This window comes from Streptomyces sp. NRRL B-1140, assembly GCF_001280065.1.
In the GTDB taxonomy this organism is placed as follows: domain Bacteria; phylum Actinomycetota; class Actinomycetes; order Streptomycetales; family Streptomycetaceae; genus Streptomyces.
On record NZ_LGEA01000104.1, the window covers coordinates 1 to 14,051 of the forward strand.

The window sequence follows — 14,051 nt, forward strand, 5'->3', positions numbered from 1 at the left end:
GACCATCGTCGCCCCCCTGCACACCCCGCCCGGTGGCTCCCCGGTGCCGCCCCCGGCCCCGGCGCCCGCGCCCTACGGTCAGCCCGGCCAGCAGCCGCCGCCATACGGCCAGGTTCCCGGCCAGACGGCTTCGCCGCCGCCCGGTTACGGTCAGCCCCAGGCCCCTCATGCGCCACAGGCGCCCCACGCCCCGGGCCCGCCCCCCGGCTACGGCCAGCCCACGCCGCCCCCGGGCTACGGCCAGCAGCAGCCGCCGGTCGGGCAGGCACCCTACGGAGCCCCGCAGGGTGCCCCGCAAGGCGCTCCCCAGGGCCCCGGTGTGTCCGCCGCGCTCCAGCAGTTCAAGGAGACCCCCACCGGGCAGCGCTGGACGCAGCAGAACAAGAAGCTCGTCCGCGTCGACCTCGGCATCGGCGGACAGCCCGTACTGGCCCGGCAGGGCAGCATGGTGCTCTACCAGGGCAAGGTCGACTTCAGCTACAAGGGCGCCGGCTTCGCCGGCCGGATCGTGGGCAACGCGACCGGCCAGGAGATGCAGCTGATGCGCTGTACCGGCCAGGGGCAGGTGTTCCTCGCCGAGAACTCGACCATGCTGCACCCCCTGGAGCTGCAGGGCGACGCCGTCTGCGTCTCCGCCGAGAACGTCCTCGCCTTCGACGAGAGCCTCACCTACGAGGTCCGCCGCATCGAGGGCCACGGCATCCCCGGTGGCGCGCTGTTCACCATGCAGTTCCAGGGCACCGGCACCATCGTCGTGAAGACGCACGGCACGCCCGTGGTGCTGCCGGTCACCCCCACCACGTTCGCCGACTGCAACGCCGTGGTCGCCTGGTCGGCCGCCGCCCAGGTCGTCGTCTCCAGCCAGGTGCGGATGCGCCGCAACGCCTACCCCGGTGACACGGGGGAGAGCGTCAACCTCCAGTTCCGGGGAGCGCCCGGCAACTTCATCGTCGTCCAGCCGTACGAGGTCTGAGGGAGCCCGTCATGACACAGCAACTCGCGGGCCACGCCCCCGCACCCGTCACCGCCCGCATGGAGAACCACGGCAACCACATGCTGAAGGTGGCCATGCAGACCGGGAACGACCTCTTCGCGCGCGTGGGGTCGATGGTCGCCTACGAGGGGTTCGTGCAGTACGAGCCCAACCCGCCGGCCGTACGCCAGATCGCCAAGGACTGGCTCACCGGTGAGGGCGCGCCCCTGATGAAGTGCTCCGGCGACGGTCTGCTCTACCTCGCCGACTACGGGGCGAACGTCGTCGTCATCAATCTCAACGGCGACGGAATCTCGGTCAACGCCACCAATCTGCTGGCCTTCGACGCCCACCTCACCTGGGGCGTGGAGCGGGTCAAGGGCCTGGCGAAGTTCGCCGGACAGGGCCTGTGGAACACCAAGATCTCCGGGCAGGGCTGGGTCGCGCTGACCTCCCGGGGCAAGCCCATCGTCGTCGACTGCGGAGGCGGCGAGGACGAGACCTACGTCGACCCCGACGCGCTCGTCGCCTGGTCCCCGAACCTCAAGGTGAAGGGCAAGCGCAGCTTCCGCGCGCAGTCGCTGATCGGCCGCGGCAGCGGCGAGGCCTACCAGATGGCCTTCTCCGGTCAGGGCATCGTCGTCGTCCAGCCCAGCGAGGACAGTACCGACCGCCTCCGGGTCCGGGGCTGAGGGGGAGCCACACGTCATGCAGAGCCCGATCTTCGCCTACAACGAGCAGCAGACCCAGGAGCGCTGGAGCCTGCAGAACAAGCAGATGCTGCGCGTCACCCTGGAAGGCCACGACGACGTCCTGGCCCGCAAGGGCACCATGGTCGCCTATCAGGGGCTCGTCGAGTTCGACGCCGAGTTCCAGACCAACCAGCAGTCACGTGCCCGTGCGCAGACCGGTGAGGGTCTCGACCTGATGCGCTGTCACGGGCAGGGCACGGTCTACCTCGCCAACCTCAAGCAGCACGTGCACGTCATGGACGTGGACCAGGACGGCCTCACCGTCGACAGCAGCTACGTGCTGGCGATGGATTCCTCCCTGCACCACGAGGTCATCGCCGTGGACAGCCTGTACGGCATCTCCGGCTCCGGGAAGTACCAGCTCAACATCTCGGGCCGGGGCAAGGTCGCCCTGATGACCTCCGGGATGCCGCTGCTGATGCAGGTGACGCCCGACAAGTACGTCAACTGCGACGCCGACGCGATCGTCGCCTGGTCGACGAGCCTGCGGGTGCAGATGCAGGCCCAGACGCACTCCTCCGGGGTGTGGCGGCGCCGCGGCAGCACCGGTGAGGGCTGGGAGCTGAGCTTCATGGGCACCGGCTACGCGCTGGTCCAGCCCAGCGAGCTGCTGCCGCCGCAGGGCGCGCAGATCGGCTCGGGCCTCGCCGCGCAGTACGGCATGGGCCAGCAGGGGGCGCGGGGGCAGAACCAGGGCAACGTCTGGAGCTGAGCGCTCCGCGGGTTCGGCCGCGGGGTTCAGGGGGCGGGCGGTTTCGCCCCGGCCTCGGGTCGGCTGTGGCTGGTCGCGCAGTTCCCCGCGCCCCTGAACGGGGCCCGACCTCAGGAGCGAATGTAAGGGGCGGCCCGCATGGTGGCCGCCCCTTACACCGTTCAGGTCGCGAGCCTCGCGCGTGTCGCCTCCAGAAGGCGGACCACCGACTCGTCCGCCACGTCCGGCACCTCGTCGTAGCCGAACCAGCGCACGTCGAGCGACTCGTCGCTGATCGCGTGCGTGGCGTCCGGCGGGGCCACCACCGCGTACTGGACGTCGAAGTGCCAGTGGCACGGCGGCGGGATCGGATGCCGGTCCAGGCGCACAGGCCCGCCGGGCAGCAGGGAGAGGCCCGGGACGCCGGACTCCTCCGTCGCCTCCCGCAGGGCCGCGGCCGCGAGGGACGCGTCGCCCGGCTCGCAGTGGCCGCCCATCTGCAGCCACATCCGCAGCTTCTTGTGCAGGGTCAGCAGCACCCGGCCGCCCTCGGGGTCGATCACCAGGGAACTCGCCGTGATGTGGCCCGCGTGGCAGGCCTTCCACAGACCGTCGGGGTGCTCCGACAGATGGTCCAGATAGGCCTGCCGCAGCTCCGGCTGGTCCTCGTACCCCTTCAGTACGAGGACCACGTCGTCGTACAGGCTCACCCGGCGTCGTCGCCCCTGTTCTCGTCCTCGCCGTCGTCCTTCTTCCCGAGGTCGGGCTTGTCCGCCGCCTCGCCGAGCATCTTGTCCAGCTCGGAGAAGTCGATCTGCTCGCGGTGCACGAAGCCGTCCGGGTCGTCCAGGTCGGTCGCCGTCGGGAGCATGTCCGGGTGGTGCCACAGGGCGTCCCGGCCGTCGACCCCGCGCGCGTCGGTGAGCGACGCCCACAGACGGGAGGCGTCCCGCAGTCGGCGCGGGCGCAGCTCCAGGCCGATCAGCGTGGCGAACGTCTGCTCGGCCGGGCCGCCCGAGGCGCGACGGCGGCGCAGCGTCTCGCGCAGGGCGTCGGCGGACGCCAGACGGGGCTTCGCCGCGGCGTGGACCACCGCGTCGACCCAGCCCTCCACGAGCGCCAGAGCCGTCTCCAGACGGGCCAGGGCGGCCTTCTGCTCGGGCGTGTCCTCGGGCTGGAACATGCCCTGCTGCAGGGCCTCCTGCAACTGCTCCGGGTTCTGCGGGTCGAACTGGCCGACCACGTCCTCCAGCTTGGCCGTGTCGACCTTGATCCCGCGGGCGTAGCCGTCGACCGCGCCGAACAGATGCGAGCGCAGCCACGGCACATGTGCGAAGAGGCGCTGGTGGGCGGCCTCGCGCAGGGCGAGATACAGCCGCACCTCCTCCTGGGGGACGCTCAGGTCCTTGCCGAACGTCTCGATGTTCACCGGCAGCAGCGCGGCCTTGCCGGCCGGGCCGAGCGGCAGGCCGATGTCGGACGAGCCGACGACCTCACCGGCGAGCACGCCGACGGCCTGCCCGATCTGCGTGCCGAACATGGCGCCGCCCATCGAGCGCATCATGCCGATCAGCGGGCCGGCCATGGCCTGCATCTCCTCCGGCAGGACGTCGCCCATGGCGGTGCCGACGCGCTCGGCGACCGGGTCGACCAGCTCCTTCCAGGCGGGCAGGGTGGCCTCGACCCACTCCGCGCGGCTCCAGGCCACCGCGGAGGCGGCGCCGGAGGGCAGGGACGTGGCGTCGTCGAGCCACAGGTCGGCCAGGCGGACGGCCTCCTCGACGGACTTGCGCTCGGCGGGGCCGACGCTGGCGTCCTTGGTGCCGTCGGGACTGCCCTGGGAGACCGTCTGGCGGGCGATCTGCTTGGCCATGTCCCAGTTCACCGGGCCGCCCTCGTAGGAGAGCATCTGGCCCAGCTGCTGGAACGCGGCGCCCAGGTCGGTGGGGTTCAGCGACCCGAACATGGCTGCGAACGGATTGTCCGCACCGGGGCCGCCAGGGCCGCCGGGGCCTTGCCCGAAGCCACCGGCTCCGGGCAGGCCGCCGAAACCGAACGGGTTGGCCGGTCCCTGACCACCACCGCTCTGCTGGTCCTTCTTCTTGCCCTCGTCGCCGTCGTCCGGCTCCTCCGGCGGAAGGCCGAATCCGAATGGGGTGTCACTCACGGGATTCCTCGGCTGGTAGGGCCGCCGGTTCTTTCCGGCGGCACGGCTGCCCGACATCACCACCCAGCGTAGACACCCGGGGCGGATCGGGCCTCGGTGCTTCGCCGGCCGGCGGCCTGCGGCAGGATGGATGCCACCTGGTACGCACGCGTCGGACGCGCTCGTACTGAAGACAACCGCTGGAGACGCCCGGTGAGTTCCCCAGATCCGCAGGTTCGCGCAGCGCGAAACCAGTCAACCAGTTCCGCGAGTCCCGCCGCGCGCGGACCCGTCGTCGCGGTCACCGGTGCCGCGTACGGCGTCGGAGCCCTGCTCACGGAGCAGCTGGCCGCATCCGGCGAGGTCAAGCAGGTCGTCGCCATCGACGAGCGGCGCGGCGAGTGCGCGGCGGCCCAGTGGCACATCCTGGACGTGCGGGACCCCGCCATCGCGGACAAGCTGCGCGGGAGCGACGTGGTGGTGCACCTGGCGCTGGATCTCGACCTGGAAACCGACGCGGCCGCCCGAACGGCCTACAACGTACGGGGGACGCAGACCGTCCTGACGGCCGCCGCGGCCGCCGGAGTGCACCGGGTCGTGCTGTGCACCTCGGCGATGGTCTACGGGGCACTGCCCGACAACGAGCTGCCGCTGTCCGAGGACGCCGAGCTGCGCGCCACAGCCGAGGCGACGGGCGTCGGCGACCTGCTGGAGATCGAACGGCTGGCGCGCCGCGCACCCAGGGCGCACCCCGGGCTCAACGTCACCGTGGTACGGCCGGCCGTACTGGTGGGAGGCACCGACACCGCACTGACCAGGTACTTCGAGTCGCCCCGGCTCCTCGTCGTGGCCGGGTCGCGGCCCGCGTGGCAGTTCTGTCACGTCGAGGACCTGTGCAGCGCGCTGGAGTACGCCGTTCTGGAGAAGGTCGACGGGGAACTGACCGTCGGCTGTGACGGCTGGCTGGAGCAGGAGGAGGTCGAGGAGCTCAGCGGGATCCGGCGGATGGAGCTGCCGTCGGCGGTCGCGCTGGGCGCGGCCGCGCGACTGCACCGCATCGGGCTCACGCCCTCCCCGGCCGGGGACCTGGCGTACACGATGTACCCCTGGGTGGTGAGCGGCAGCCGGCTGCACGACGCCGGGTGGCGGCCGCGGTACACCAACGAGGAGGTGCTGGCGGAACTCCTGGAGGAGGTCTCCGGCCGGCACACGGTCGCCGGACGGCGGCTGGGCCGCAAGGACGCGACGGCCGCGGGTGCCGCCGGTGCGACGGTGGCGCTGCTCGGTGCGGCGGCGGTGGTGCGGCGGGCGCGGAAGGCCCGGCGGCGGATCTAGGGACGCCTGCGCGTGGAGTGCCGCGGAAGGCCGCCCTGTAGGAGGCTCCAAACGGGTACGCGCGCGTGCCGGTCGATGGCTCTATTCCGTGCTGTCGGTCGGGTGCGGCACGATGGGAACATGGCAACCACGAACGATCACCCCGGTGAGCAGGCCGCGCAGGACCCGATCAAGCTGATCGGGATCCGGGACTCGGCTCTCTCCCTGGACGAGGTGTTCCGGGCCGTCGGGGACGACGCGGCCGGGGGCACCGCGCTCTTCGTGGGCACCGTGCGGAACCACGACGGGGGCGCCGGCGTCGACGAGCTGGGGTACTCCTGCCACCCCAGCGCCGAGGCCGAGATGCGGCGCGTCGCGGAGAAGGTCACCGCCGAGTTCCCGGTGCGGGCCCTGGCGGCCGTGCACCGCGTGGGCGACCTGCGGGTCGGGGACCTCGCCGTGGTCGTCGCCGTCTCCTGCCCGCATCGCGGAGAGGCTTTCGAGGCCTGCCGGAAGCTGATCGACGATCTCAAGCACGAAGTGCCCATCTGGAAGCACCAGAAGTTCTCCGACGGCACCGAGGAGTGGGTGGGGGCCTGCTGAGCCCGGCAGCCCGCCGCTCCCGGAAGCCGCCTTCCGGTTGCGTAACCGCACCCCTGGCGTGAGCGTTGTCACTGCGGATCGTTAATCTGCTGATCAGTCAGTTGCGGATGCTTTAAGGGGTTGGAGGTCGGCATGGCGGCACTCGCCTGGTTGCTGATTCCGCTTGTGGCTGCGATCGGCGCGGGGCTTTGGGGCAGTTGGGCCCACCGGACACGGAAGGTCCGCAACGACGGCCCGGAGCTCACCGGCTACATCCGCTTCCGCGAAGCCATGGAGAAGCCCCGCCCCGGTGCCTGAGGGGCGAGGAACCAGCAGGTCACAAGCGTTGCAGCGGTCAGGGCCGCCCCGGACGGGCGGCCCTGACGGTGCGCTGACAGGACCGTCCCGTACTGTCGACTCATGCCACGCCGCACCGCGACGATGCTCGCCTCCACCCTGATGCTGATCGCGCTCCTGTGCGCGGGAGTGTTCATCCCCGTGCCCTACTCGGAGATGTCCCCGGGGCCGACGGTGAACACGCTGGGCGATCACGACGGCGAGCCGGTGCTGCAGATTGCGGGCCGGAAGACCTACCCGACCAGTGGCCACCTGAACATGACGACGGTCCGGGTCACGAGCGCCGACTACCGGATGAACCTGGTCGAAGCCGTCTACGGCTGGCTGGCGCACGACAACAAGGTCGTGCCGCACGAGACGCTCTACCCGGACGGCAAGACCGAGGAGCAGTCCACCCAGGAGAACGCCGAGGAGTTCAGCCAGTCCCAGGAGAGCGCCAAGGTCGCCGCCCTGAAGCAGCTGGACGTTCCGGTGAAGTCCTGGGTGATCGTCTCCACGGTCGTCAAGGGGTCCCCCGCCGAGGGCAGGCTGCACGCGGGGGATGTGATCAAGGCCGTCGACGGTACGGCGGGAGCCGGCCGACGTCGCGAAGCTCGTCACGAAGCACAAGCCGGGTCAGGAGGTCCGCTTCACGATCGTGCCGGCCAAGGAGCAGGCCGCCGCGGAGAAGGAGAAGCGGACGCCGACCCGGACGCAGGACATCACCATGACCACCACGACGTCCGACGACACCGGTGAGAAGCGCGCCATCGTGGGGATCTCGGCCGGGACCGACCACACCTTCCCGTTCACCATCGACATCAAGCTCGCGGACGTCGGCGGACCGAGCGCCGGGCTGATGTTCGCGCTCGGCATCTACGACAAGCTCACCCCGGGCAGCCTGACCGGGGGCACGTTCGTGGCCGGCACCGGCACGATCGACGACACCGGCAAGGTCGGGCCGATCGGCGGCATCGAGATGAAGACCGTGGGCGCGCGGGCCAAGGGCGCGAAGTACTTCCTCACGCCCGCCGACAACTGCGCGGCCGCGGCCAAGGACACCCCCGACGGTCTCACCCTGATCAAGGTGGGCACCATCAAGGACGCCCTGGGAGCCCTGAAGGACATCCGCAGCGGCGACACGGCGGACCTGCCGAAGTGCGGTAAGTAGCCGGGGGACCGCGGGGCCCGGAAGGCCGGGCCCCGCGGTCCGCTCCTCGGCGGTCCCTACTCCTCGAACGTCGCCGCCAGCGCCTCCGCCAGTCCCGGGACCAGGTCGGAACCGGTCAGGACCTCGGTCGGGGAGTCCTTCTCGCGCAGCCGCAGGGCCGACTCACGCGTGCCGTCGCGCAGGACCGCGACCGTCATGCGGACCTCCTGGCGGTCCGGGTGTTCCGCCACCCACTTCGTGAGGGCGGCCTCGCTCAGACCCTGCGGAACCTGTGCCTCCGCGGACGGCGGCAGCATCAGGCGCTCCACGGCCAGGGCGCAGCCGGCCACCGCGTCGGGCCAGGCGATGGTGGCGAGGAACTCGTCGAGCGGCTTACCCGTTGGCACTTCGTCCTGCTCGATCGGGGTGAGGCCGGAGTTCTCCGACTCGTCCCCCAGACCGAGCCGGTCCGCGAGCGAGGGCTGTTCGGCCCGCAGCCGTGCGGTGTCGACGAGGGCGAAAAGGCGGGCTGACTGGTCCCAGCCGAGGCCGGAGACGTACTCGTCGATCTCGAGAACGGCCCGGGTGAGCGGGTTCGCAGCCATGGGAGTGTTGGACATGGTCACAATCCTGCCTCGTTCCCGGCCGGAATCGGGAACCGAGTAAACGGTGAGTAAGTTGCATAGGTGGGGGCCCCACGATCACGGGGGCCACGTACGGTCCGTGAAGACGCGGGCCTGACGAATCAACAGCGAACTTCGAGGTGCGCACCTTGGCTTTCCAGATGCCGGACCGCGGCGGAGGCCCGACAGGGCCGCGGATCAGAGTGGGCCGCCCGTCCCGGCGTGTCCGGACCCTGCTCATGACGCTGGGCGTCCTTGCCGTTCTCGGCATGGCGTTCACCATGTTCGCGGGCTTCTGGACGGACTGGCTCTGGTACCGCTCGGTGAACTACTCCTCGGTCTTCACCACCACCCTGTGGACCAAGATCGGGCTCTTCTTCGTCTTCGGCCTGCTCATGGCCCTCGCCGTCGGCTTCAACATCTGGCTGGCGCACCGGCTGCGGCCGCCGCTGAGCGCGATGTCGATGGAGCAGCAGAACCTCGACCGCTACCGGATGGGCATCGCGCCCTACAAGAAGTGGCTGCTGTTCGGGATCACCGCCCTCGTGGGCCTGATCGCCGGCGCCTCCGCATCCGGGCAGTGGCGGACGTGGCTGATGTGGGTCAACGGCGTGCCTTTCGGGCAGAAGGACCCCCAGTTCAAGCTGGACGTCTCCTTCTACGCCTTCGACCTGCCGTGGTACCGGTTCCTGCTCGGCTTCGGCTTCGCCGCGGCGATCCTTTCCGTGATCGCCGCAGCGCTCACGCACTACCTGTACGGCGGGCTGCGCGTCACCAGCCCCGGCGCCCGCGCCACGGCCGCGGCCACCGGGCACCTGTCGGTGCTCATCGGCGTCTTCGTCGCCCTCAAGGCCGTCGCCTACTGGCTCGACCGGTACGGACTCGCGGTCAAGTCCAGCGACTTCAGGGCGACCGACAACTGGACGGGCCTCAGGTACGTCGACGCCAACGCCTACCTGCCGGCCAAGACGATCCTGTTCTGCATCGCCGTCATCTGCGCGCTGCTGTTCTTCGCCACCATCTGGCGGCGCACATGGCAGCTGCCCGTGATCGGCTTCGGCCTGATGGTGCTGTCCGCGATCCTCATCGGCGGCCTGTACCCGGCGATCGTGCAGAAGTTCCAGGTCCAGCCGAACGAGCAGGCCAAGGAAGCGCCGTACGTCGAGAAGAACCTCGAGGCGACGCGCAAGGCCTACGGCATCGACGGCACCAAGGTCACCGACTACTCGGGCACGAGCAAGACCGAGGACAAGACCACCCTGCGCGACGACGTCCCGTCCACGGCGAGTATCCGGATCATGGACCCGAACATCGTCTCGCCGACGTTCCAGCAGCTCCAGCAGATCAGGAACTACTACGCGTTCCCGACCAACCTGGACGTCGACCGCTACGCCAAGGACGGCAAGGACCAGGACACGGTCATCGGCCTGCGTGAGCTGAACCTCGCGGGCATCCCGAAGAAGAACTGGATCAACAACCACTTCCGTTACACGCACGGCTACGGAGTGGTCGCCGCCGAGGGCACCAGCGCCGACGCCCAGGGCCGTCCGAACTTCACTGAGTCCGACCTGCCCTCCGAGGGCGACCTCGGCACATACGAGCAGCGGGTCTACTACGGCGAGAAGACCACCACGTACTCGATCGTCGGCGGTCCCCAGAAGGAGATCGACTACTCCGACGACAACGGCGAGAAGACCACCAGCTACAAGGGCGACAGCGGGGTCAACCTCTCCAACCCGGTCAACCGGGCCGCCTACGCGGTGGCGTTCGGAGAGCCGCAGATCCTGTACTCCGGGGCCATCGGCGACGGTTCGCGGATCCTGTACAACCGCACGCCCAAGGAGCGCGTCGAGGCGGTCGCCCCTTGGCTGACCATCGACGGCGACGCCTATCCGGCGGTCGTGGACGGCCGGATCCAGTGGATCGTCGACGCGTACACGACGACGAACGGCTACCCGTACTCCTCGCGTACGACCCTCGGCGACACCACGGCGGACTCGCTGACCGCCACCAACGACAACCGCGCGGTGGTGGCCCAGCAGAACCAGGTCAACTACATCCGCAACTCGGTGAAGGCGACCGTCGACGCGTACACCGGCAAGGTCAAGCTCTACCAGTGGGACACCAAGGACCCGGTCCTGAAGACCTGGATGAAGGCCTTCCCCGACACGGTGGAGCCGAAGACCGACATCTCCAAGTCACTGATGGACCACCTGCGCTACCCGCAGGACCTGTTCAAGGTCCAGCGGGAGCTGCTCACGCGCTACCACGTGAAGGACGCCACGACGTTCCTCAGCGGCAGCGAGGTGTGGCAGGTGCCGGACGACCCGACGAACCGGTCGGGCAGCGCGGTGCCGCCGTACTACCTGAGCATGAAGATGCCCGACCAGAAGGAACAGGCGTTCTCGCTGACGACCACCTTCACGCCCAACGGCCGGGACAACCTCAGCGCGTTCATGGCGGTCGACGCCGAGGCGGACACCAGTGACTACGGCAAGATCAGAATCCTGAAACTGCCGACCAACACCACGGTCAACGGACCCAAACAGGTCCAGAGCCAGTTCAACTCGCAAGAGGACATCGCCGAGTCGATCAGGCTCCTGAGAGGCGGCGACTCCGAAGTCGAGTACGGCAACCTGCTGACGGTGCCGCTCGACGGAGGACTGCTCTACGTGGAGCCGGTCTATGTACGCGGTGGTGGACTCAAGTACCCCCTGCTGCGCAAGGTGCTGGTCACCTACGGCGGCCAGACCGCCTTCGAGAACACCCTCGACGAGGCCCTCAACAAGGTCTTCGGAGCGGACGGCCCGACCACAGAGCCACCGGACGAGGGCGGCGACACGACCCAGCCACCGCCGAAGTCCGACAACCCGACGGTGCAACAGGCCCTGCAGGACGCCCAGAAGGCGTTCGACGAGGGCCAGGAGGCCCTGAAGAAGAACGACTGGGAGGCGTACGGCAAGGCGCAGAAGGACCTTGAGGACGCCCTGCAGCGGGCCGAGGACGCGCAGTCCGAGGCGAGCCGGTCCGGCGGTTCCGGGGGCGGCGAGAGCAAGCCCGGCGGCAAGCCGAGTAGCAGCCCGAGCGGCAGTCCGAGTCCGAAGCCGAGCAGCTAGCGCCCTGGCCTGGTCAAAGGCCCATCCCGCGCCGTGATACGGTTGTGAACACAACGGCGCGGGGTGGAGCAGCTCGGTAGCTCGCTGGGCTCATAACCCAGAGGTCGCAGGTTCAAATCCTGTCCCCGCTACTGAAGTCGCGATGTCCGAGTGACGGAGCGGCACCGAAGGCCCGGATTCCACAAAGGAATCCGGGCCTTCGTGATGTGTGAACGCATGTGCTGGCGTCGTCTGCGGCCGCGCCGCCGAGGGGAGTTGGCCGATCTGTGTTTGACTTGTCTCTCTGTGGGCATGTCGACAAAACGCTGAAGTGACCTCACTGGCTGCGGTATACCAGGTGTACCCAGGTTGCAGGTGGTGCGACGATGGACGTTATGGGGGACAAGGCAACTCTGTTCGAGACAGGGCGTTTTGTGCAGCCTTCCAGCCGGGAGGACACCGAGACCCCGGACGAGACCGGGGAGATCGCCGACGAGGCGGCCGAGGAGCTGCGCCAGCGGCTCGCAGCCGAGGCCGGCGACGTCGAGGCGATGAGTGTCCTCGGGGCCATGCTGTTGCGCCGTGGTGACCTCGACGGCGCCGAGCCTCATCTGCGTGCCGCCACCGCCGCGGGCGACCGGGCGGCCGCCAACAACCTGGGAGTCCTCCTGCACCAGCGGGGGTACGCCGACGAGGCCGCCGGGTGGTGGCGGATCGCCGCCGTCGCCGGATCCACGCCGGCCGCGCACGCCCTCGGCCGGCACCACCGCGAGCGCGGTGACGAGCCCGCCGCCGAGTACTGGCTGCGCCAGTCCGCCGAACAGGGCCACACGCTGGGCGCGTACGCGCTCGCCGATCTGCTGGAGCACCGCGGTGACGCCGGGGCCGAGCAGTGGATGCGGGTCGCGGCCGAGCGCGGGCACCGGGAGGCGGCGTACCGGCTGGCACGGGCGCTGGACCGCAAGGCGGCGCCGGAAGCCGACGGCGACGACGGTGTCCGGGCGTCCGAGGAGGCCGAGCAGTGGTACCGGCAGGCCGCCGCGCGCGGCCACCGGCGGGCCGCGCTGCACCTCGGGACGATCCTGGAGAGGCGGGGCGAGCTCAAGGAGGCCGGACGCTGGTACCTGACCTCCGCGAAAGACGGCGAGGCACGCGCCGCCTGTGCGCTCGGCTTCCTGCTGCGCGACGCGGGCGACACCGAGAACGCCGCCGTGTGGTGGCTGCGGGCCGCCCAGGACGGCGACGGCAACGCGGCGAACGCGCTGGGGGCGCTGCACGCCGAGCGGGGCGAGACCCAGACCGCCGAGCGGTGGTACCGGGCCGCGATGGACGCGGGCGACGTGAACGGCGCGTACAACCTCGGTCTGCTCTGCGCCGAGCAGGGGCGCACCCCGCAGGCCGAGCAGTGGTACCGGCGTGCGGCCTACGCCGGGCACCGGGAGGCGGCGAACGCGCTGGCGATCCTGCTGCTGCGGGGCGGCGACGAGACGGGTGCGGAGCCGTGGTTCTCCAAGGCCGCCGAGGCCGGGAGCGTCGACGCCGCCTTCAATCTGGGCATCCTGCACGCCGGCCGCGGCGAGGAGCAGGCCGCGTTGCGCTGGTACGAGCGCGCCGCCGCCGCCGGTCACACCGAGGCGGCGCTCCAGGTCGGCATGGCGAGGCTGCGGGACGGCGACGAGCAGGAGGCCGAGCGGCACCTGCGGTGTGCGGCCGGGGGCGGGAGCTCCGAGGCCGCGTACCGGCTGGCGACGGTGCTCGACGCCCGGCGGCCGCCGGAGCCCGCGCACGAGCTCGGGGAGCCGGTGCACCGGCGGAGCGAATGCGAGGAGTGGTATGAGCGGGCGGCCTCTCAGGGGCACCGGCGGGCGCAGGTGCGCGTCGGCATGCTCGCGGCGGCCCGGGGTGATGTCGTCGAGGCGGCTCGGTGGTACCGGGAGGCGGCCGAGGCCGGATCCCGCAACGGCGCGTTCAATCTGGGGCTGCTGCTGGCCAGGGAGGGGAGCGAGCCCGAGGCGGCGGTGTGGTGGACGCGGGCCGCTGACGCCGGGCACGGGCGGGCGGCGTTGCGGCTGGCCTTGGTCTACGCGCGTCGGGGTGAGCTGGCGGAAGGCCAGCGCTGGGCCGACCGGGCCGTGTCCCTGGGGCCGGCCTCCGTCGCCGAGAGGGCGGAGCGGCTGCGGGATGCGCTGCGGCAGGAGCTGTCCGCGTGAGACGGCCTTGCCCGGGCCGGGTGCGGGCAAGGCCCGGGCAATGGATTTGCGTCCGTCCTCTCCGGTGACGTAACGTTGCATTCACCGACGCGGGGTGGAGCAGCTCGGTAGCTCGCTGGGCTCATAACCCAGAGGTCGCAGGTTCAAATCCTGTCCCCGCTACTGAAGGCCGAGGGCCG

The 14,051-nt window shown here is 70.5% G+C and carries 11 protein-coding genes, 2 tRNA genes and 1 pseudogene; 11 read left to right on the plus strand and 3 right to left on the minus strand.

Features of this window, described 5'->3' with window-relative positions:
* The 3 genes from ADK65_RS23590 to ADK65_RS23600 all read left to right on the plus strand — a co-directional run.
* Positions 1–973: AIM24 family protein (locus ADK65_RS23590; RefSeq protein ID WP_199825687.1), on the plus strand; the 973-nt coding region annotated here is incomplete at its 5' end.
* An 11-nt stretch (positions 974–984) separates the two neighbouring features.
* Positions 985–1,665 (plus strand): AIM24 family protein, encoded by a 681-nt coding sequence (locus ADK65_RS23595; protein WP_053672370.1) that lies wholly within the window; start codon positions 985–987, stop codon positions 1,663–1,665.
* A 16-nt stretch (positions 1,666–1,681) separates the two neighbouring features.
* On the plus strand, positions 1,682–2,437 hold the full coding sequence (locus tag ADK65_RS23600; RefSeq protein ID WP_053672371.1) for an AIM24 family protein: 756 nt from the start codon (positions 1,682–1,684) through the stop codon (positions 2,435–2,437).
* A 161-nt stretch (positions 2,438–2,598) separates the two neighbouring features.
* Here the strand turns inward: ADK65_RS23600 and ADK65_RS23605 are convergent, their stop codons facing one another.
* Both ADK65_RS23605 and ADK65_RS23610 read right to left on the minus strand, forming a co-directional pair.
* A complete protein-coding gene (locus ADK65_RS23605; RefSeq protein ID WP_053672372.1) occupies positions 2,599–3,126 on the minus strand; it encodes an NUDIX hydrolase in 528 nt (175 codons plus the stop codon).
* Positions 3,123–4,583, minus strand: a complete 1,461-nt coding sequence (locus ADK65_RS23610) for a zinc-dependent metalloprotease (RefSeq protein WP_053672373.1) — start codon at positions 4,581–4,583, stop codon at positions 3,123–3,125. Before ADK65_RS23610 ends, ADK65_RS23605 begins: the two co-directional genes overlap by 4 nt.
* A gap of 192 nt (positions 4,584–4,775) precedes the next feature.
* On the opposite strand from ADK65_RS23610, the gene ADK65_RS23615 reads away from it, so the two are divergent.
* The 4 genes and pseudogenes from ADK65_RS23615 (at position 4,776) to ADK65_RS23625 (ending at position 7,965) form a co-directional block, all read left to right on the plus strand.
* On the plus strand, positions 4,776–5,897 hold the full coding sequence (locus ADK65_RS23615; RefSeq protein ID WP_053672374.1) for an SDR family oxidoreductase: 1,122 nt from the start codon (positions 4,776–4,778) through the stop codon (positions 5,895–5,897).
* Positions 5,898–6,017: 120 nt separating this feature from the next.
* Positions 6,018–6,479 (plus strand): molybdenum cofactor biosynthesis protein MoaE, encoded by a 462-nt coding sequence (locus ADK65_RS23620; protein ID WP_053672375.1) that lies wholly within the window; start codon positions 6,018–6,020, stop codon positions 6,477–6,479.
* A 132-nt stretch (positions 6,480–6,611) separates the two neighbouring features.
* The gene (locus ADK65_RS38935; RefSeq protein ID WP_199825688.1) at positions 6,612–6,776 is read left to right on the plus strand and encodes a hypothetical protein; all 165 of its coding nucleotides are present in this window, start codon (positions 6,612–6,614) and stop codon (positions 6,774–6,776) included.
* Between the two features lie 102 nt (positions 6,777–6,878).
* Positions 6,879–7,965: pseudogene (locus tag ADK65_RS23625) on the plus strand (PDZ domain-containing protein).
* A gap of 56 nt (positions 7,966–8,021) precedes the next feature.
* Here ADK65_RS23625 and ADK65_RS23630 read toward each other — a convergent pair.
* Entirely contained in the window at positions 8,022–8,564 is a 543-nt protein-coding gene (locus ADK65_RS23630) for a PPA1309 family protein (RefSeq protein ID WP_053672376.1), read from the minus strand.
* A 164-nt stretch (positions 8,565–8,728) separates the two neighbouring features.
* Between ADK65_RS23630 and ADK65_RS23635 the strand changes: the two genes are divergently transcribed.
* The 4 genes from ADK65_RS23635 (at position 8,729) to ADK65_RS23650 (ending at position 14,034) form a co-directional block, all read left to right on the plus strand.
* Positions 8,729–11,683 (plus strand): UPF0182 family protein, encoded by a 2,955-nt coding sequence (locus ADK65_RS23635; protein WP_053672377.1) that lies wholly within the window; start codon positions 8,729–8,731, stop codon positions 11,681–11,683.
* 57 nt (positions 11,684–11,740) lie between these two features.
* A tRNA-Met gene (locus ADK65_RS23640) sits at positions 11,741–11,814 on the plus strand.
* 234 nt (positions 11,815–12,048) lie between these two features.
* Positions 12,049–13,872, plus strand: a complete 1,824-nt coding sequence (locus ADK65_RS23645) for a tetratricopeptide repeat protein (protein ID WP_199825689.1) — start codon at positions 12,049–12,051, stop codon at positions 13,870–13,872.
* A gap of 88 nt (positions 13,873–13,960) precedes the next feature.
* A tRNA-Met gene (locus ADK65_RS23650) sits at positions 13,961–14,034 on the plus strand.
* The last annotated feature ends 17 nt before the right edge of the window (positions 14,035–14,051 follow it).